Raw genomic sequence first — 19,244 nt, 5'->3', positions numbered from 1 at the left:
TTGAGGCGATGGGACGCAGACCGAAAACCGACTCCGGAAATTCATGGCCTTGACAGCGACGAGCGGGCCTGAAAGGCCACCCGGCGGCGCTCAGACCAGCGCGTCGAGGGCGACCGCGGCGAAGAGGATGGTGAGGTAGGTCGTCGACCAGTGGAACAGCCGCATCGGCTTGACGGCCTCGCCGCGGGTCACCCGGCGGCAGAGCCGGTGCGCCTCGGCCACGAAGATCCCGCCCACGACCAGCGTCGGCACGCCGTAGATCGCGCTCATCCCCATCGGCCAGAGGGCCAGCGAGAGCAGCACGGTGATCCAGGCGAAGGTCAGGATCTCGGCGTTCACCCGGCGGGCCGAGGCCACCACCGGCAGCATCGGGATGCCGGCTCGGGCGTAGTCGTCCTTGTACTTCATCGCCAGGGGGTAGAAGTGCGGCATCTGCCAGAAGAAGACCACCCCGAAGAGCACCCAGGCCTGCGGCGCCAGCGAGCCGGTCACCGCGGCCCAGCCGATCAGCACCGGGGCCGCTCCGCAGGCGCCGCCCCAGAAGGTGTTCGTCGGCGTGGTGCGCTTGAGCCAGAGCGTGTAGACGAGGTCGTAGTAGACGATCGCCGCCAGGGTCAGCCCGGCCGCCAGCAGGTTGGTGAAGGCCGCCATCAGCACCACCGACACCGCCGCCAGCACCAGGCCGAAGACGAGCGCGTTGCGCGGCGACACGGTGTGCGCCGGCAGCGGACGACGCTTCGTGCGTCGCATCAGCTGGTCGATGTCCCGGTCGATGTAGCAGTTGATCACGCTGGCCGCGCCGGCCGCGAGCGAACCGCCGACCAGCACCACGGCCACCAGCCACAGCGACGGCAGGCCGCCGTCGGCGAGCATCATCGCCGGCACGGTGGTGACCAGCAGCAGCTCGACGATGCGGGGCTTGGTCAGCGCGACGTACGCCGCGACGACCGACCGGAGGTGGCGGCGGGCCGGCTCCTCGACCACCGTGCGCACCGGCGGCTGCCCGGCAGGGTTGCTGACGGGGCGCTCGGTGATCATGCTCACGGATTGCCACCTTCCGGCATCGGCAGGGGAGATCAGGGCGGCGGGACCCGGGGAGGGTCCACACACCGACCCACAGACTACGCGTCGTCGTATTGGCTGCCCGGGCGACCCGACAACGGTGCCCGCCGTCACACCGTCGGGTTGAACGACCGGCCCGAGATGACACGTACCGCACAGGGTGCAGTGATCCCCGGGCGGACGTTTACGGCCGCTCGATAGGGTCATCAGTGAGGGTTCCGCCCATCTGCCGAGGAGCACAACCATCGTGGCTGCCAACCGACCCGAGCACCCCGCACTCAACTGGACCGACCTCGATCGCCGGGCCGTAGACACCGTCCGCGTGCTGGCCATGGACGCCGTGGAGAAATCCGGCAACGGCCACCCGGGCACCGCGATGAGCCTCGCGCCCGCGGCGTACCTGCTCTTCAACCGGGTGATGCGGCACAACCCGGCCGACCCGAACTGGCCCGGCCGGGACCGCTTCGTCCTCTCCGCCGGGCACTCCAGCCTGACCCTCTACATCCAGCTCTTCCTCTCCGGCTACCCGCTGGCGCTGGAGGACCTGCAGTCGCTGCGGCAGTGGGGCTCGCTCACCCCGGGCCACCCGGAGCACGGGCACACCCCCGGCGTGGAGACCACCACCGGCCCGCTCGGCCAGGGCCTGGGCAACGCGGTGGGCATGGCGATGGCCGCCCGTCGCGAGCGTGGTCTGTTCGACCCGGAGAGCGAGCCGGGCGGCTCGGTCTTCGACCACGACATCTGGTGCATCGCCTCCGACGGCGACATCGAGGAGGGCATCAGCCACGAGGCCAGCGCGCTGGCCGGGCACCAGCAGCTGGGCAACCTCACGCTGATCTACGACGACAACGAGATCTCCATCGAGGACGACACCCGGATTGCCAAGAGCGAGGACGTCGCGGCCCGTTACGAGGCGTACGGCTGGCACGTGCAGACCGTCGACTGGCGCACCGGCGACGCCGACCAGGGCGACTACCACGAGGACGTGGAGGCGCTGTACCAGGCGCTGCTGGCGGCCAAGGCGGAGACCGGCCGTCCCTCCTTCATCGCGCTGCGCACCATCATCGGCTGGCCCGCGCCGAACAAGAAGAACACCGGCAAGATCCACGGTTCGGCGCTCGGCGGCGAGGAGGTGGCCGCCACCAAGCAGCTGCTCGGCTTCGACCCGGCGCAGAGCTTCCAGGTCGACGAGGAGGTCCTCGCCCACGCCCGCCGGGTGATGAGCCGCGGCGACGCCGCCCAGCAGGAGTGGACGACCGCGTTCGACGCCTGGGCGCAGGCCAACGCGGAGCGCAAGGCGCTCTGGGACCGGATGTCCGGCCGGGTGCTGCCGCAGGGCTGGACCGACGCGCTGCCGACCTTCCCCGCCGACGCCAAGGGCGTGGCCACCCGGGCCGCCTCCGGCAAGGTGCTGGAGGCGCTCGCCCCGGTGCTGCCGGAGCTCTGGGGCGGCTCGGCCGACCTGGCGGAGAGCAACAACACCACCATGAAGGGCGAGCCGTCGTTCATCCCGGCCGCCCACGCCACCAAGGACTTCCCGGGCCACGAGTACGGCCGCACGCTGCACTTCGGCATCCGTGAGCACGCCATGGGCGCGATCCTCAACGGCATCGCCCTGCACGGCGGCACCCGCCCGTACGGCGGCACCTTCCTGGTCTTCAGCGACTACATGCGCCCCTCGGTGCGGCTGGCCGCGCTGATGAAGCTGCCGGTGACCTACGTCTGGACGCACGACTCGATCGGCCTGGGCGAGGACGGCCCGACCCACCAGCCGGTGGAGCACCTGACCGCGCTGCGCGCCATCCCGGGCCTGGACGTGGTCCGCCCGGCCGACGCCAACGAGACCGCCTGGGCCTGGCGGCAGGCGCTGGAGCACACCGACCGGCCGACTGCGCTGGCGCTGAGCCGGCAGCCGCTGCCGACGCTGGACCGGGAGCAGCTCGGCAGCGCCGAGGGCGTGGCCAAGGGCGGCTACGTGCTGGCCGAGGCGTCCAACGGCAAGCCGCAGGTGATCATCGTCGGCACCGGCTCCGAGGTGCAGCTCTGCCTCACCGCCCGGGAGCGGCTGGAGGCCGACGGCACCCCCACGCGGGTGGTCTCGATGCCCTGCCAGGAGTGGTTCTACGAGCAGGACGAGGCCTACCGGGAGTCGGTGCTCCCGCGCGGGGTAAAGGCACGGGTGAGCGTGGAGGCGGGCATCGCGATGTCGTGGCGCGGCGTCGTCGGCGACCTCGGCGAGAGCGTCAGCCTGGAGCACTACGGCGCGAGCGCCCCGCACACCGTGCTCTTCGAGCAGTTCGGGTTCACCCCCGACCGGATCGTGGCGGCGGCACACGCCTCGCTGGCCCGGGTGGGCGACATCACCGGTTTCACGACGGGCAACTGAGGGGAGCGTGGACGGCATGACGGACAGGCTGAGCGAGCTCACCGCCGCGGGTGTGGCGGTCTGGCTCGACGATCTTTCCCGGGTACGACTGAGCTCCGGCGGGCTGGACCAGCTCCGCCGGGAGAAGCACGTGGCCGGGGTGACCACGAACCCGACGATCTTCGCGAAGGCGCTGAGCGACGCCGACGAGTACAACTGGCAGCTGAAGGACCTCGCCACCCGTGGCATCGAGGTCGAAGAGGCCGTCCGCATGCTCACCACGTACGACGTGCGGTGGGCGTGCGACGTGATGCGCCCGTCGTACGACAAGAGCGCCGGCGTGGACGGCCGGGTCTCCATCGAGGTGGACCCCCGGCTGGCCCACGAGACGGACCGGACCGTCGCCGAGGCCAAGGCGCTCTGGTGGCTGGTGGACCGGCCGAACCTGTTCATCAAGATCCCGGCCACCGAGGCGGGCCTGCCGGCGATCACCGCCACCCTGGCCGAGGGGATCAGCGTGAACGTGACGCTGATCTTCAGCCTGGACCGGTACTCCGCGGTGATGGACGCCTTCCTCGCCGGCCTGGAGCAGGCGAAGGCGAACGGCCACGACCTGTCCAAGATCGGCTCGGTGGCGTCTTTCTTCGTCTCCCGCGTCGACTCGGAGGTCGACAAGCGGCTGGAGAAGATCGGCTCGGACGAGGCCAAGGCGCTGCGCGGCAAGGCCGCCGTCGCCAACGCCCAGCTGGCGTATGAGCGCTACGGCGAGGTCTTCTCCTCCGACCGGTGGCAGGCCCTGGCCGACGCGGGCGCCCACCCGCAGCGGCCGCTCTGGGCGTCCACCTCTACCAAGAACCCGGACTACCGCGACGTGATCTACGTCGAGGAGCTGATCGCCCCCGGCACGGTGAACACCATGCCGGAACCGGTCATCCACGCGTTCGCCGACCACGGCGAGACCCGCGGCGACACCATCACCGGCTCGTACGACGCGGCCCGGAAGGTCTTCGCCGACCTGGAGTCGGTGGGCGTCGACATGTCCGACGTGATCGCCACCCTGGAGCGGGAGGGCGTGGAGAAGTTCGAGGCCAGCTGGCTGGAGCTGCTCGACGGGGTGCGCAAGTCGCTCACCGCCGCCGCGCAGGGCACCGGCGCGCCGAACAAGGCCGCCAAGGGCAACGCACGGGCCGCCGAACAGGCCGGGGGCAACGCGTGACCAACGGCGTCGGACCCGTCGCGGGGCCCCGCCCCGCGGCGCTCCACGCCGTCGCCCAGCCGAGGTGGCGACATGGGTGACCTGCTGGCCGGCCCGGTGGACGCGTCCGCCGGGCTGGCCGTGCACGGCGCGGACGCGGTCGACAGGTCCGCGCCCGCGTCGGTACGGGACGCACTGGCCGGCCGGGGCGTCCCGGCCCGGCTGGCCGCCGGGGATCCCGCCCTCTGGGGGCCGGCCGCCGAGGCGTCGGCGAAGAACCGCCTCGGCTGGCTGGACGCCCACCGCCGCAGCCGGGAACTGCTCCCCCAGCTCGCCGAGCTGGCGGCGGAGCTGGACGACCTGGACCACGTGGTGGTCGCCGGGATGGGCGGATCCTCGCTCGCCGCCGAGACCATCACGCGCACCCTGGGCCGGCCGCTGACCGTGCTCGACACCACCGACCCGGGGCGGGTCCGGGCGGCGCTGGCCGACCGGCTGGAGCACACCGTGGTCGTGGTGGCGGGCAAGTCCGGCACGACGGTGGAGACCGACAGCCACCGGCGGGCGTACTGGCAGGCCTTCCTGGACGCCGGGATGACCGAGGCCGAGGCGGCCCGGCACTTCGTGGTGGTGACCGACCCGGGCTCCCCGCTGGAGGCCACCGCGGACGAGATGGGCGTGGTGGTGCTGGCGGCCGACCCCGAGGTGGGTGGCCGCTACTCGGCGCTGACCGCGTTCGGCCTGGTTCCCGCCGCGCTGGCCGGGGTGGAGGTGACCGAGCTGCTGGACGACGCCGAGGCGTTGTCGGCCGCGCTGGCCCACGACCGGGACAACCCGGCCCTGGCGCTCGGGGCGGCGCTCGCCGCGGCGGCCACCACCGGCCGGGACAAGGTGGCCCTGGTGCCCGACGGCACCGGCCTGGACGGCCTGGGCGACTGGGCGGAGCAGCTGCTCGCCGAGTCGACCGGCAAGGCCGGGCTCGGTGTGCTGCCGGTGGTGGTGGAGTCGCCGCAGGCGCCCGGCGCCACCGGACCGGACGTGCTGACCGTCAGCTACGGCGGCGCGCTGACCGCCGGGGACGTCCCCGGGGGCGGCTGCGAACCCGACCTGACGGTGAACGGCCCGCTCGGCGCCCAGTTCCTGACCTGGCAGTACGCGACCGCGATCGCGGCGGTGGTGCTCGGCGTCGACCCGTTCGACCAGCCGGACGTCGCCGCGAGCAAGGAGCACACCCAGCGGATCCTAGCGTCCGGACCGCCGGCTCAGGCACCGTCGTCCACCGAGGGCGCCATCGAGGTGTACGCCCCGCCGGGCGCCCCCGCCGACCTGGCCGGCGCGCTGCGCCACCTGCTCGACGGGCTGGGCGACGCGGGCTACCTCGCCGTGTCGGCGTACCTGGACCGGGTGGGCGACGCGGACGCGGCGCGGCTGCGGCCGCTGCTGGCCGAGGTCGCCGGGCGGCCGGTCACCTTCGGGTGGGCGCCGCGCCACCTGCACTCCACCGGGCAGTACCACAAGGGCGGCCCCCCGGTCGGGAGCTATCTTCAGCTCACCGGGGCGGCGGACGTTGATCTGCCAGTGCCGGGGCGGCCGTACTCCTTCGCGGAGCTGCAGGCGGCGCAGGCCGCCGGCGACCGGCAGGCGCTGGCCGACCGGGGTCGACCGGTGCTACGGCTGCACCTGACCGACAGGCCCGCGGGCCTGGCCCAGCTGCTGGATGCGATCGGACGATGGCGGGCGTGACGATGAACGACATGGACCAGACGGAGCGAGGAGGCGGCGTGAACCCGCTGCGCGACGCGCAGGACCGGCGACTGCCCCGGATCCCGGAGCCCTGTGCTCTGGTGATCTTCGGGGTGACCGGTGACCTGGCGCGCAAGAAGTTGCTGCCAGCGGTCTACGACCTGGCCAACCGGGGGCTGCTGCCACCCGGGTTCGTGGTGCTGGGCTTCGCCCGGCGGGACTGGGGCGACGGCGACTTCGAGTCGCTGGCCCACGAGGCAGCCAAGAAGCACGCCCGCACCCCCTGGCGCGAGGAGGTCTGGTCGCGGCTCGCCGGCAACATCAAGTTCGTCGGCGGCTCGTTCGACGACGACGACGCCTTCGACCAGCTCGCCGCCACCCTGGACGAGCTGCGCGCAACCCACGGCATCCAGGGCAACGCGGCGTTCTACTTCTCCATCCCCCCGGCGGCCTTCCCTGTGGTGCTCAAGCAGCTGGCCCGCACCGGCATGGCCGACAACGCCAAGTCCGGCGGCTGGCGCCGGGTGGTGGTGGAGAAGCCGTTCGGCAACGACCTGCCGTCGGCCAAGGAGCTCAACGACCTGGTCGACGACGTCTTCACCAGCCAGGATGTCTTCCGGATCGACCACTACCTGGGCAAGGAGACGGTCCAGAACATCCTCGCCCTGCGGTTCGCCAACAACCTCTTCGAGCCGCTGTGGAACTCCCGGTACGTCGACTCGGTGCAGATCACCATGGCCGAGGACGTCGGGATCGGCACCCGGGCGGCGTTCTACGACTCCGTCGGCACCGCCCGGGACGTGCTCCAGAACCACCTCCTGCAGCTGCTCGCCCTGGTGGCGATGGAGGAACCGACCAGCTTCGACGCCGACGAGATCCGCACCGAGAAGCTCAAGGTGCTCAAGGCGATCACCCTGCCGGAGGACATCTCCCGGGGCACCGTGCGCGGGCAGTACCTGCCCGGCTGGGTCGGCGGCGAACGCGCCGTCGGCTACCTGGAGGAGGAGGGCGTCCCGGCGGACTCGACCACCGAGACGTACGTCGCCGTGCAGCTGGGCATTCAGAACCGCCGCTGGGCGGGGGTGCCGTTCTACATCCGGGCCGGCAAGCGGCTGCCCCGCCGGGTCACCGAGGTGGCGGTCGTGTTCAAGAAGGCGCCGCACCTGCCGTTCAACGCGGCCGACATGGAGTCGCTCGGCCCCAACCAGCTCGTCATCCGGGTGCAGCCGGACGAGGGCGTGGTGCTGAAGTTCGGCTCCAAGGTGCCGGGCACCACCATGGAGGTCCGGGACATCGCGATGGACTTCCAGTACGGCGAGGCGTTCACCGAGTCCAGCCCCGAGGCGTACGAGCGGCTGGTGCTGGACGTGCTGATCGGCGACCGGACGCTCTTCCCGGACGCCGCCGAGGTGGAGCAGAGCTGGCAGGTGGTGGACCCGCTGGAGCACGCCTGGGAGGGCACCACCCCGGAGCCGTACCGGGCCGGTGAGTGGGGACCCCGGGCGGCCGACGAGATGCTGGCGCGCGAGGGCCGCGCCTGGCGGCGGGCATGAGCGCGCGGGTAGGCGGAGACAGCGGCGTGCGCGTGCACGGCGAGCGGACCGGGAGGCTCCAGTGATCGGCCTGTGGGACACCACCGGTAACGAGGTGGTCAAGGCACTCGCCGCCGAGCGGCGCAGTGCGGGTGGGGTGGCCAGCGGCATGGCGCTGACCCTCATCGTGGTGGTGGACGAGAAGCGGGTCCGCGAGGCGGAGGCGGCGGCGACCATCGCCGCCGCCGCCCACCCGTGCCGGCTGCTCGTGGTGGTGCGCACCGACGTGGAGCGGGAGCGCAACCGGCTGGACGCGGAAATCGTGGTCGGCGGGCGGCTCGGCCCGTGCGAGGCGGTGGTGACCCGGATGTACGGCCGGCTGGCCCTGCACGCCGAGTCCGTGGTGATGCCGCTGCTGGTGCCGGACGTCCCGGTGGTGACCTGGTGGCACGCCGATCCGCCGGCGGAGATCGCCACCGACTTCCTCGGCGTGGTCGCCGACCGGCGGATCACCGACGCCGCCCAGGCGGTCGACCCGATCGAGGCGCTGCGCCGGCGGGCCCAGGACTACGCCCCCGGCGACACCGACCTGGCGTGGACCCGGATCACCCCGTGGCGCACCCTGGTCGCCGGGGCGTTCGACACCATCGAGGCCCGGGTCACCGAGGCGACGGTGGTCGCGCCGCGCACCGACCCGACCGCGGCGCTGATGCGCGGCTGGCTGGCGGCCCGGCTCGGCATCGAGCCGGTGTGGGAGCACACCGACGAGTTCCCCCGCATGCGCGAGGTGCAGTTGCGCTGCGCCAACGGCGACGAGCTGACGCTCACCCGCAACGACAGCGTGGCGGTGTTCCGGCGCAGCGGCCAGGAGGACCGGACGCTGCCGCTGGTCCGCCGCCCGCTCGGTGACGAGCTGGCCGAGGAGCTGCGCCGGCTCGACGCCGACCAGGTCTACGCCGAGGCGCTCGGCACGGCGGCCGGCATCACCGGGCTGGACCAGCGGCCCGCCGGCCGGGTACACGTCTGGAAGGACCCGGCCACCGCCCAGCGGGCCGAGGCCGGAGTCACCGCGCACGCCGGCACCAGCGCCACCCCCTGACCGCGTCGCCGCGGGGCGGGCCGCAGCGGGCCCGCCCCGGCACGGCAGGGACGCGACGGACGGGCCGACCGGCCCCCCGGGCACGACGAACACGGACCGCGCGAGAGCGGTCGGGAGACGAAGGCACAACATGAGTGAGGCGAGTGTCGCCGTACACGCCGACGCCGACCTGCTGGCGCAGGCGGTGGCGGCCCGGCTGGTGGTGAAGCTGCTCGACGCGCAGGCGGACCGGGGTCAGGCGTCGATGGTGCTGACCGGCGGGCGGATCGCGGCGGCGGTGTACCGAGCGGTGGGCGCGCTGCCCGCCCGGGACGCGGTCGACTGGTCCCGCGTCGACGTCTGGTGGGGCGACGAGCGGTTCCTGCCCGCCGGTGACCCGGAGCGCAACGAGACGCAGGCCCGGGCGGCGCTGCTGGACGCGGTGCCGCTGGACCCGGCGCGGGTGCACCCCATGCCGGCCTCCGACGGCCCGCTCGGCGCCGACCCGGAGGCGGCGGCCGCCGCGTACGCCGAGGAGCTGGCCCGGGCCACCCGGCCGGGGCACGCCGCGCTCCCCCACTTCGACGTGCTGATGCTCGGCGTCGGCGAGGACGGGCACGTGGCGTCGGTCTTCCCCGAGCACCCGGTGCACTACGACAACCGGCCGGTCAGCGCGGTGCGGGGCAGCCCGAAGCCGCCGCCGGTACGGACCACGCTCACCCTGCCGACGATCAACACCGCCGAGGAGGTCTGGCTGGTGGCAAGCGGCGCCGACAAAGCCCGCGCGGTCGGCATGGCGCTGGCCGGGGCGGGGTCGGTGCAGCTGCCGGCCGCGGGCGTGCAGGGCGTCGCGCGTACCCTCTGGCTGCTGGACCGGTCGGCGGCGGCCGACGTGCCGCCGCGGCTGCGCAGCCTGCGCTGAACGACGAACGAGGAGCCCCGGCCCCGGTGGGGGCCGGGGCTCCGCCGTGTCACTCCCGGCCGCGACGGCGGCGCAGGGCGGCGAGGGCCTCGGCCAGGATGGCCTCCCCCTCCTCCTCGCTGCGCCGCTCCTTCACGTACGCCAGGTGGGTCTTGTAGGGCTCGGGGCGGGTCCGGCCGGGCGGGTTCTCCGCGTCCCGGCCGGCGGGCAACCCGCAGCGGGGACAGTCCCAGAGCGAGGGCGCCTCGGCGTCCACCGCCATCCTGATCTCGGTGGCGTGCCCGTTGCGGCACCAGTAGGTCACCGGCTGGCGGGGTGCGGGCTCGTAGCGCTCGGCGGGGCGTTCCGGGGCGGACCCGATCCGTGAGCCACGGATGACGTTGCCACTGGGCACGGCTGCTCGCTCCTGTCGTCGGAGGGACCGTCGCCCGGGAGGGGGCGGGCGGCGGCGAGGCGGTGCACAACGAACTGCGCGCGGTCCGTAACGGACCGCGCGCAGATTGTACGCCGAGACTCCGACCGGATCAGGCCCCGGTGTTGAGCTGGAGCTTGAGCCAGAGGCCGAGCCCCACGATGCAGGCGAACCAGATGATGCTCACCAGGACGGTGTAGCGGTCCAGGTTCTTCTCGGCCACCGACGAGCCGGCCAGGCTGGAGCTGACGCCGCCGCCGAACATGCTCGACAGCCCGCCGCCCTTACCCCGGTGCAGCAGGATCAGCATGGTGAGCAGAACGCTCGTGATGACCAGCAACACGATCAACGTGTATGCGAACCAGATCGGCATGGCTGGGGTCAGTCCTCTCGTTACGATCCTCGCCCGGACAGATCGGGCACGGTGGCACCGACCGGTGGACGGGCGGAGTCAAGGATAGCGAGCGATCAGCGGGCGGTGTGCTCCGGGAACCGGCAGATCTTCGCGAACTCCTCGGCGTCCAGGCTGGCGCCGCCGACCAGGGCCCCGTCCACGTCCGGCTGCGCCATGATCGCGGCCACGTTCGAGGACTTGACCGACCCGCCGTAGAGGATCCGGACCTGGTCCGCCGTGCCCTGGTCGAAGGTCTCGACCAGCCGCTTGCGGACCTCGCCGCAGACCTCCTGGGCGTCCTCCGGCGTGGCGGTCTTGCCGGTGCCGATCGCCCAGACCGGCTCGTACGCCACGACGACCTTGGCCACCTGCTCGGCGGTGAGCCCCCGCAGGGCGCCGTCGAGCTGGTCGCAGCAGTGCGTCACGTGCCGCAGCTGCTCGCGGATCTCCAGGCCCTCACCGATGCAGAGGATCGGGGTGAGCCCGTTGGCCAGCGCCGCCGCCACCTTGGCGTTGACGATCGCGTCGTCCTCGTAGTGGTAGGCGCGCCGCTCGGAGTGCCCCACCACCACGTACGTGCAGCCCAGCTTGGCCAGCATCGGCCCGGCGACGTCCCCGGTGTAGGCGCCCGACTGGTACGGCGACAGGTCCTGCGCGCCGTAGCCGATCAGCAGCTTGTCGCCGTCCACCGCGGTCTGCACGGTGCGCAGGTCGGTGAAGGGCGGCAGGACCACCGTCTCGACGTCGGTGAGCTGCTTCTCGGTGAGGCTCGCGGCCAGCTTCTGCACCAGCAGGTTGGCCTCGAGGTGGTTCAGGTTCATCTTCCAGTTGCCGGCCATCAGCGGCCGGCGGGTGACGCTCGCCATCAGTTCTCCAGAGCCGCGATGCCGGGGAGGGTCTTGCCCTCCAGGTACTCCAGGGAGGCGCCACCGCCGGTGGAGATGTGGTCGAACGCGGAGTCGTCGAGCCCGAGGGCCCGCACCGCCGCGGCGGAGTCGCCGCCACCGACCACCGTGAACGCGCCGGACTTGGCGATCGCCTCGGCGACCCCCCGGGTGCCGTTGGCGAAGGCCGCCATCTCGAACACACCCATCGGGCCGTTCCAGAAGATCGTCTTCGCGCCCTTGAGCGCGGCGGCGAAGCCGGCCACCGTCTCCGGGCCGATGTCCAGCCCGACCCGCTTGCTCGGGATGCCGTCGGCCGGCACGGTGTCGTGCGCGGCGTCCGGGGCGAACGCGTCCGCGGCCACCACGTCGACCGGGAGCAGGATCTTCCCGCCGGAACGCTCCATCAGGTTGCGGCAGGTCTCGACCATCTCCTGCTCGAGCAGCGAGCTGCCCACCTCGTGGCCCTGGGCCTTGAGGAAGGTGAAGCACATCCCGCCGCCGATGAGCAGCCGGTCGACCGTCGGCAGCAGCGCCTCGATGACCGCCAGCTTGTCGGAGACCTTCGAGCCGCCGAGCACCACCACGTACGGGCGCTCCGGGGCGCCGGTCAGCGTGGAGAGCACCTCCACCTCGCGCAGCACCAGCCGGCCGGCGACGTGCGGCAGCCGGGCCGGCACGTCGAAGACGCTGGCGTGCTTGCGGTGCACCGCGCCGAACGCGTCGTCGACGTACGCCTCGCCGAAGGCGGCGAGCTGGTCGGCGAACGCACCCCGCTCGGCGTCGTCCTTGCTGGTCTCCCCCTTGTTGAACCGGAGGTTCTCCAGCAGGGCGACCTGGCCGTCGGCCAGCGCCTCCACGGTGGACCGGGCCGAGTCGCCCACGGTGTCCTCGGCGAAGTGCACCGGCGCGTCGAGCAGCTCGCCGAGGCGACCGGCGACCGGACGGAGGCTGAACTGCGGGTCCGGCGCGCCCTTCGGGCGGCCCAGGTGCGAGCAGACGACCACCTTGGCGCCGGCGGAGACCAGCGCGCCCAGGGTCGGCAGGACCGCGCGGATGCGGCCGTCGTCGGCGATCCTCATTCCGTCCGGAGTGCCGCCTTGCGGCGCGGAGGCGGAATTATGATCGGTGATCTCACCGGTCTGCTTGTCGAGCGGGACGTTCAGGTCGGCGCGCACCAGTACGCGCCGACCCGACACCCCCTCGGCGAGCAGGTCGTCGAGGTTGCGGATGCTCACAGCGAGGAACCCACCAGCTTGACCAGGTCGACGAGGCGGTTGGAGTAGCCCCACTCGTTGTCGTACCAGCCGACGACCTTCACCTGGTTGCCGACGACCTTGGTCAGCGGCGCGTCGAAGATGCAGGACGCCGGGTCGGTGACGATGTCCGAGGAGACGATCGGGTCCTCGTTGTAGACCAGGATGCCCTTGAGCGGGCCCTCGGCGGCGGCCTTCAGCGCGGCGTTGACCTCGTCCACCGTGGTCTCCCGGCCGACGTTGACGGTCAGGTCGGTGGTCGAGCCGGTCGGGATCGGCACCCGCAGCGCGTAGCCGTCCAGCTTGCCCTTCAGCTCCGGCAGCACCAGGCCGATCGCCTTGGCGGCGCCGGTCGAGGTGGGAACGATGTTCAGCGCGGCGGCCCGGGCCCGGCGCAGGTCCTTGTGCGGCGCGTCCTGCAGGTTCTGGTCCTGGGTGTACGCGTGGATCGTCGTCATCAGACCGTGCTGGATGCCGAACGTGTCGTGCAGGACCTTCGCCATCGGGGCGAGGCAGTTGGTGGTGCAGGACGCGTTGGAGATGATGGTGTGCTTGGCCGGGTCGTACTGGTCGTGGTTGACGCCCATGACGACCGTGACGTCCTCGTTCTTCGCCGGAGCGGAGATGATGACCTTCTTGGCCCCGCCGTCGACGTGCGCCTTGGCCTTGGTGGCGTCGGTGAAGAAGCCGGTGGACTCGATGATGACGTCCGCGCCGACGTCGCCCCACGGCAGCGCCGCCGGGTCCTTCTCGGCGTACGCCTTGATGGTCTTGCCGCCCACGGTGATCTCGTCGGCGGTGGCCTTCACCTCGTGCGGGAGGCGACCCAGGATGCTGTCGTACTTGAGCAGGTGGGCGAGGGTCGCGTTGTCGGTCAGGTCGTTGACCGCCACCACCTCGATGTCAGCGCCGGACGCCAGCACTGCCCGGAAGAAGTTACGGCCGATCCGGCCGAAGCCGTTGATGCCAACCCGGATGGTCACAGGTCCCATCTCCTCGCGTTCTGGTCCGCCGGCGTAAGACCCGGACCGGCGGAGGTGTGTGCGCCGACCGTTGGAGCCGGCCGTTGACGGTTCATCTCGGCCACCCCGCCGCGGTCCGTGAAGACCTAGACCGCCGGAGGCGGTGAGCACGGCGAGGAGTGCCTGTGCCGGCCCCCTTGCCGTACGCAGCGACCCTATCCGAGCGTGCCGCGTCCCGCTGCGGCGGGTGGTGACCCTCCTCGCGTCGTCCGGGACGCCGCGCGCCACGACGACGCGAGGCCGAGGCGCCCAGGCTGATACTTCGCCGGCTGCGCTCGCTGAAGTCGCGCAGCCCCACCGTCCTATCAGACCACGAGCATCTCGGGCGTGACGGCCGCTTCCGTATCCGGGATGCCCAGGTCGCGGGCCCGCTTGTCGGCCAGCGCCAGCAGCCGGCGGATCCGCCCGGCGATGGCGTCCTTGGTCAGCGGCGGCTCGGCCAGCGCGCCGAGCTCCTCCAGCGAGGCCTGCCGGTGCTCCAGGCGCAGCCGCCCGGCGTCGGTCAGGTGGTTGGGAGCGTCGTCGGCCAGGATCTCCAGCGCCCGGGTCACCCGGGCGGCGGCGGCCACCGCGGCGCGGGCCGAGCGGCGCAGGTTGGCGTCGTCGAAGTTGGCCAGCCGGTTGGCGGTGGCCCGGACCTCGCGGCGGACCCGGCGCTCCTCCCAGGCCAGCACGCTGGAGTGGGCGCCGATCCGGGTGAGCAGCGCGGCGATCGCGTCGCCGTCCTTGACCACCACCCGGTCCACGCCGCGCACCTCGCGGTTCTTGGCGGTGATGCCGATCCGGCGGGCCGCGCCGACCAGGGCCAGCGCGGACTCCGGACCCGGGCAGGTGATCTCCAGCGCGCTGGAGCGGCCCGGCTCGGTCAGCGAGCCGTGCGCCATGAACGCGCCCCGCCAGGCGGAGACCGCGCAGCACACGTTCGCCGCCACCACGTGCGGCGGCAGGCCGCGCACCGGGCGGCCGCGTACGTCGAGCAGGCCGGTCTGCCGGGCCAGCGCCTCGCCGTCCTTGACCACCCGCACGATGAAGTGGCTGCCCTTGCGCAACCCGCCGGAGGCGAGCACGTGGATCTCACTGGGATAGCCGTACACCTCGGCGATCTCCCGGCGCAGCCGCCGGGCCACCGCCCCGGTGTCCAGCTCGGCCTCCACCACCACGCGGCCGGAGACGATGTGCAGCCCGCCGGCGAAGCGCAGCAGCGCGGCCATCTCCGCCCGCCGGCAGCAGGGCTTGGGCACGTCGACCCGACTCAGCTCGTCCTTGACCGCGGCCGTCATCGCCATTCTGCGCCCCTCCACGGACCGGTACCGGCGTGTCGCCGGTGATTACGTACGTGCTTAACGAGCGGCGCCCAGGACAGGCACCAACGCGGCGCCCAGCGCGGCCGGATCATGACGGGGAGAGCCGTCGGTGACGGCGACCGGGGCGAGCACCAGCCGGGCACCCAGCGATTCTGCCGCACGTCCGGCCGGTTCGGGATCACCCACCGCCTTGGAATCGGCCAGCACGAAGTCCACGGTGAGCTGCGGCAGGTACGAGTGCAGGGCGGCCAGGTGGTCGGCGACGGAGAGACCGAGGGTCTCCTTCTCGGCCGCCAGGTTGAGGGTGACCAGCCGGCGGGCCGGGCTGGCCACGATCGCGGCGGCCAGCCCCGGCACCAGCAGGTGCGGCAGCACGCTGGTATACCAGCTGCCCGGCCCGAAGATCAGCCAGTCCGCCTCGCCCACCGCGGCGACCGCCTCGGCGCAGGCGTCCGGCGCGGTCGGGGTGAGCCGCAGCGACTCCACCCGGCCGGTGGTCACCGCCACCTGGTGCTGGCCGCGCACCGTGCAAACCTCGTCGGGGCGGTCCGGGTCGGCACCGCGCACCCGCGCCTCGATGCCCACCGGCTGGCGGGACATCGGCAGCACCCGCCCGACCGCGCCGAGCATCGCCGCGGCATGCTCCAGCGCGGCCACCGGGTCGCCGAGCTGCTCCATCAGGCCGCAGAGCACCAGGTTGCCCACCGCGTGCCCGGCCAGGCCGTCGCCGGAGTCGCCGGCGAACCGGTGCTGGAAGAGCCCGGCGCTGCGCCGGGTGGCCGGATGGTCACCGGCCAGCGCGACGAGGGCCTGCCGCAGGTCACCCGGGGGCAGCCCACCCCGCTCGGCGCGCAGCCGGCCGCTGGAGCCGCCGTCGTCGCCGACGGTGACCACCGCGGTGATGTCCAGATCGAGGTCGCCGGTGCAGTGCCGCAACGCGCGCAGCGAGGCGGAGAGCCCGTGCCCCCCGCCGAAGGCCACCACCTTCGCCGCCGTCATTCCCGCCCCAGGTCCCGATGCTGCGCGTTGGCGGCGAGACCCGACTGGCGCAGCCGGCCGGCCAGTTCCTCGGCGATGGCCACGCTGCGGTGCTTGCCCCCGGTGCAGCCGACCGCCACGGTCAGGTAGCGCTTGCCCTCCCGCTCGAACCCGCCGGTGGTGGCGTTGACCAGCTCCGCGTACCCGGAGACGAAGGCGTCCGCGCCCTCCTGGCCCAGCACGTACGCGCTGACCGCCTCCTCCCGGCCGGTGTGCTCGCGCAGCTCCGGCACCCAGTACGGGTTGGGCAGGAACCGGGCGTCGAGCACGAAGTCGGCGTCCGGCGGCAGGCCGTACTTGAAGCCGAAGGAGATGACGGTGACCCGCAGCCGGCGGGCGTCCTCGGCGCCGAAGAGCTCCTCGATGCGGCGACGGAGCTGATTGACGTTCAGGTGGCTGGTGTCGATGATCACATCCGCCTGTTCGCGAGCCTCCTCCAGCAGGCCGCGCTCCACGGCGATGCCGTCGGCCAGCCGCCCCTCGCCCTGCAACGGGTGCGAGCGCCGGACGCTCTCGAACCGGCGGATCAGCACCTCGTCGTCGGCGTCGACGAAGACCACGCGGGGTGAGAAGCCCCGGTCCCGCAGCTCCCGGATCGCCCCGGCCAGGTCGGTGGAGAAGGCGCGCGAGCGCACGTCGAGCACCATCGCGGTACGCCGGGCCGCGCCGCCGGCCTTGACCGCCAGCTCGGCCATGTCCAGCATCAGCGCCTGGGGCAGGTTGTCCACCACGTAGTAGCCGACGTTCTCCAGCGCCCGGGCGACCGTGCTGCGGCCGCCACCGGACAGCCCGGTGACCACCACCAGTGTGGTGTCCGCCTCCGCCGTCGCCGCGCCGCCGTCCGGGGCGTACCCGTCGGCCGTCCGCACCTCGCTCACCGCTACCCCCCAGCCGTGTCGCGCCCGGTTCGTCCCGGACACGCATGGTCGATCAGCGACTCTATCCCGCCGGGCGGCGTCGATCGGTTCCCGCCCGTCCGAGCGGTCCCGGTGTCGACCCGGCCGGCCATTTCGGGAAGCGGCGGCGGCCGGGCCGGTATTCCCGCGGCGGGTCGGCGGCGGCCGGTTGTCGGCGCGGGCTCGTAGACTCCGCGGATGACCTCCCCCACCGACCTGCGCACCGAGGACGCGCTGCGGGTGCTCCGCCGGGTCTTCGGCTACGACGCCTTCCGCGGCTTCCAGCGGGAGGTCATCGACCACGTGGTGGCCGGCGGCGACGCGCTGGTGCTGATGCCCACCGGCGGCGGCAAGTCGCTGTGCTACCAGATCCCCGCCCTGGTCCGTGAGGGCGTGGCGGTGGTCGTCTCGCCGCTGATCGCGCTGATGCAGGACCAGGTCGACGCGCTGACCGCGGTCGGCGTCCGGGCCGGATTCCTCAACTCGACCCAGGACCTCGAAGCTCGCCGCCAGGTCGAGAAGGCGTTCGTCGCCGGCGAGCTGGACCTGCTCTACCTCGCCCCGGAGGCGCTGGGTTCCCGGGCCACCCTCGGGCTGCTCGACCGGGGCCGGATCGCCCTGTTCGCCATCGACGAGGCGCACTGCGTCTCGCAGTGGGGGCACGACTTCCGCCCCGACTACCTGGCCCTGTCGATGCTGCACGAGCGGTGGCCGGCGGTGCCCCGGATCGCACTCACCGCCACCGCGACCAGCGCCACCCGCGCGGAGATCGCCAGCCGGCTCAAGCTCACCGACGCGCGGCACTTCGTGGCCAGCTTCGACCGGCCCAACATCCAGTACCGGATCGTGCCGAAGAAGGAGCCGCGCAAGCAGTTGCTCAGCCTGCTGCGCGACGAGCACCCGGGCGACGCGGGCATCGTCTACTGCCTGTCCCGGGCGTCGGTGGAGAAGACCGCCGAGTTCCTGGTCGCCAACGGGGTGGCCGCGCTGCCGTACCACGCGGGCCTGGACGCGGCCACCCGCGCCGCCAACCAGCAGCGTTTCCTGCGCGAGGACGGCCTGGTGATGGTGGCGACCATCGCCTTCGGGATGGGCATCGACAAGCCGGACGTCCGGTTCGTCGCCCACCTCGACCTGCCGAAGTCGGTGGAGGGCTACTACCAGGAGACCGGGCGCGCCGGGCGGGACGGGCTGCCGTCGACCGCCTGGCTGGCGTACGGCCTCCAGGACGTGGTGCAGCAGCGCAAGATGATCGAGACGTCGGAGGGCGACCTGGCCCACCGGCGCAACCTCGCCGCCCACCTCGACGCGATGCTGGCCCTCTGCGAGACGGTCCGCTGCCGCCGGGTGCAGCTGCTCGAATACTTCGGCCAGACCGGCGCGGCCGGCTGCGGCAACTGCGACACCTGCCTGACCCCGCCGGAGACCTGGGACGGCACCGTGCCGGCGCAGAAGCTGCTGTCCACGGTGTTCCGGCTGGACCGGGAGCGCAACCAGCGCTTCGGCGCCGGGCACTGCGTCGACATCCTGCTCGGCAAGCAGACCGACAAGATCACCCAGTACGGCCACGACTCGCTCAGCACCTTCGGCATCGGCACCGAGCTGCGGGAGGCCGAGTGGCGCGGGGTGGTCCGGCAACTGCTCGCCGAGGGGCTGCTCGCCGTCGAGGGCGACTATGGCACCCTGGCGCTGACCGAGGCCAGCGCGGAGGTGCTGGGCCGCCGCCGCACGGTGACCATGCGCCGCGAGCCGGAGCGGCCGGTGTCCGGCCGGTCCGCGAAGCCCCGGGGCGCGGCCACCGTCGTCGCCGACCTGACCCCGGCGGCGGCGTCGGTCTTCGAGCGGCTGCGCGCCTGGCGGGCGGCCACCGCCAAGGAGCAGGGCGTGCCGGCCTACGTGATCTTCCACGACGCCACGCTGCGGCAGATCGCCACCGAGGCGCCCACCTCACTGGCGGGGCTGTCCCAGATCAACGGCGTCGGCGAGAACAAGCTGGCGAAGTACGGCGAGGGCATCCTCGCCGTACTGGCCGAGGACTGACCCAGGTATGACGGAAGGGCCGGCCCCCGTGGTGGGGGCCGGCCCTTCGTCGTGGTGTGGGTCAGGAGGCGGTGGCGTAGCCGCGGGTGGCGATCCAGTCG

16 protein-coding genes are annotated in these 19,244 nt (G+C 72.9%); 7 read left to right on the top strand and 9 right to left on the bottom strand.

Annotated features, from left to right (window positions below; all coding sequences use genetic code 11):
* Positions 1-90 precede the first annotated feature (90 nt).
* Positions 91-1,044, bottom strand: a complete 954-nt coding sequence (locus ACSNN7_RS19530; protein ID WP_436682276.1) for a heme o synthase — start codon at positions 1,042-1,044, stop codon at positions 91-93.
* A gap of 265 nt (positions 1,045-1,309) precedes the next feature.
* On the opposite strand from ACSNN7_RS19530, the gene tkt reads away from it, so the two are divergent.
* The 6 genes from tkt (at position 1,310) to pgl (ending at position 9,897) form a co-directional block, all read left to right on the top strand.
* The gene (tkt, locus tag ACSNN7_RS19525) at positions 1,310-3,448 is read left to right on the top strand and encodes a transketolase (RefSeq protein WP_436682275.1); all 2,139 of its coding nucleotides are present in this window, start codon (positions 1,310-1,312) and stop codon (positions 3,446-3,448) included.
* A 16-nt stretch (positions 3,449-3,464) separates the two neighbouring features.
* On the top strand, positions 3,465-4,643 hold the full coding sequence (gene tal / locus ACSNN7_RS19520) for a transaldolase (RefSeq protein ID WP_436682274.1): 1,179 nt from the start codon (positions 3,465-3,467) through the stop codon (positions 4,641-4,643).
* 72 nt (positions 4,644-4,715) lie between these two features.
* A complete protein-coding gene (locus tag ACSNN7_RS19515; RefSeq protein WP_436682273.1) occupies positions 4,716-6,365 on the top strand; it encodes a glucose-6-phosphate isomerase in 1,650 nt (549 codons plus the stop codon).
* A 2-nt stretch (positions 6,366-6,367) separates the two neighbouring features.
* A complete protein-coding gene (gene zwf, locus ACSNN7_RS19510) occupies positions 6,368-7,918 on the top strand; it encodes a glucose-6-phosphate dehydrogenase (RefSeq protein ID WP_436682291.1) in 1,551 nt (516 codons plus the stop codon).
* A 61-nt stretch (positions 7,919-7,979) separates the two neighbouring features.
* On the top strand, positions 7,980-8,996 hold the full coding sequence (locus ACSNN7_RS19505; RefSeq protein WP_436682272.1) for a glucose-6-phosphate dehydrogenase assembly protein OpcA: 1,017 nt from the start codon (positions 7,980-7,982) through the stop codon (positions 8,994-8,996).
* Between the two features lie 130 nt (positions 8,997-9,126).
* Positions 9,127-9,897: a 6-phosphogluconolactonase gene (gene pgl, locus ACSNN7_RS19500; protein WP_436682271.1), complete on the top strand. Its 771-nt coding sequence runs from the start codon at positions 9,127-9,129 to the stop codon at positions 9,895-9,897.
* 49 nt (positions 9,898-9,946) lie between these two features.
* Here pgl and ACSNN7_RS19495 read toward each other — a convergent pair whose 3' ends face one another.
* From ACSNN7_RS19495 to rapZ, 8 genes are all read right to left on the bottom strand, one after another.
* Positions 9,947-10,291: an RNA polymerase-binding protein RbpA gene (locus ACSNN7_RS19495; RefSeq protein WP_436682269.1), complete on the bottom strand. Its 345-nt coding sequence runs from the start codon at positions 10,289-10,291 to the stop codon at positions 9,947-9,949.
* Between the two features lie 130 nt (positions 10,292-10,421).
* A complete protein-coding gene (gene secG, locus ACSNN7_RS19490) occupies positions 10,422-10,682 on the bottom strand; it encodes a preprotein translocase subunit SecG (protein ID WP_334457352.1) in 261 nt (86 codons plus the stop codon).
* Positions 10,683-10,777: 95 nt separating this feature from the next.
* Complete coding sequence (tpiA, locus tag ACSNN7_RS19485) at positions 10,778-11,569, bottom strand: triose-phosphate isomerase (protein WP_436682267.1); 792 nt, start codon at positions 11,567-11,569, stop codon at positions 10,778-10,780.
* The gene (locus ACSNN7_RS19480) at positions 11,569-12,825 is read right to left on the bottom strand and encodes a phosphoglycerate kinase (protein WP_436682266.1); all 1,257 of its coding nucleotides are present in this window, start codon (positions 12,823-12,825) and stop codon (positions 11,569-11,571) included. Before ACSNN7_RS19480 ends, tpiA begins: the two co-directional genes overlap by 1 nt.
* Positions 12,822-13,826, bottom strand: coding sequence for a type I glyceraldehyde-3-phosphate dehydrogenase (gene gap / locus ACSNN7_RS19475; protein WP_436682264.1), 1,005 nt, complete (start codon positions 13,824-13,826; stop codon positions 12,822-12,824). The genes ACSNN7_RS19480 and gap overlap by 4 nt, the downstream gene beginning before the upstream one ends.
* 344 nt (positions 13,827-14,170) lie before the next feature.
* Positions 14,171-15,151, bottom strand: coding sequence for a DNA-binding protein WhiA (whiA, locus tag ACSNN7_RS19470; RefSeq protein ID WP_436682262.1), 981 nt, complete (start codon positions 15,149-15,151; stop codon positions 14,171-14,173).
* 54 nt (positions 15,152-15,205) lie between these two features.
* On the bottom strand, positions 15,206-16,168 hold the full coding sequence (locus tag ACSNN7_RS19465) for a gluconeogenesis factor YvcK family protein (RefSeq protein ID WP_436682260.1): 963 nt from the start codon (positions 16,166-16,168) through the stop codon (positions 15,206-15,208).
* Entirely contained in the window at positions 16,165-17,076 is a 912-nt protein-coding gene (gene rapZ / locus ACSNN7_RS19460) for an RNase adapter RapZ (protein ID WP_436682290.1), read from the bottom strand. Before rapZ ends, ACSNN7_RS19465 begins: the two co-directional genes overlap by 4 nt.
* 225 nt (positions 17,077-17,301) lie before the next feature.
* Here rapZ and recQ point away from each other — a divergent pair, with 225 nt between their 5' ends.
* Positions 17,302-19,143: a DNA helicase RecQ gene (gene recQ / locus ACSNN7_RS19455; protein WP_436682258.1), complete on the top strand. Its 1,842-nt coding sequence runs from the start codon at positions 17,302-17,304 to the stop codon at positions 19,141-19,143.
* Positions 19,144-19,244 lie beyond the last annotated feature (101 nt).

This window comes from Micromonospora sp. URMC 105 (assembly GCF_051386295.1).
Lineage (GTDB): Bacteria > Actinomycetota > Actinomycetes > Mycobacteriales > Micromonosporaceae > Micromonospora.
Note: the sequence above shows the minus strand (reverse complement) of the source record. Positions and strands in the feature narration are given on the sequence as shown.

Coding starts and splice junctions, on each gene's coding strand:
- tal (WP_436682274.1), top strand. CDS start 3,465: ATGACGGACAGGCTGAGCGAGCTCACCGCCGCGGGTGTGGCGGTCTGG.
- ACSNN7_RS19515 (WP_436682273.1), top strand. CDS start 4,716: ATGGGTGACCTGCTGGCCGGCCCGGTGGACGCGTCCGCCGGGCTGGCC.
- zwf (WP_436682291.1), top strand. CDS start 6,368: ATGAACGACATGGACCAGACGGAGCGAGGAGGCGGCGTGAACCCGCTG.
- pgl (WP_436682271.1), top strand. CDS start 9,127: ATGAGTGAGGCGAGTGTCGCCGTACACGCCGACGCCGACCTGCTGGCG.
- secG (WP_334457352.1), bottom strand. CDS start 10,682: ATGCCGATCTGGTTCGCATACACGTTGATCGTGTTGCTGGTCATCACG.
- tpiA (WP_436682267.1), bottom strand. CDS start 11,569: ATGGCGAGCGTCACCCGCCGGCCGCTGATGGCCGGCAACTGGAAGATG.
- whiA (WP_436682262.1), bottom strand. CDS start 15,151: ATGGCGATGACGGCCGCGGTCAAGGACGAGCTGAGTCGGGTCGACGTG.
- ACSNN7_RS19465 (WP_436682260.1), bottom strand. CDS start 16,168: ATGACGGCGGCGAAGGTGGTGGCCTTCGGCGGGGGGCACGGGCTCTCC.
- recQ (WP_436682258.1), top strand. CDS start 17,302: ATGACCTCCCCCACCGACCTGCGCACCGAGGACGCGCTGCGGGTGCTC.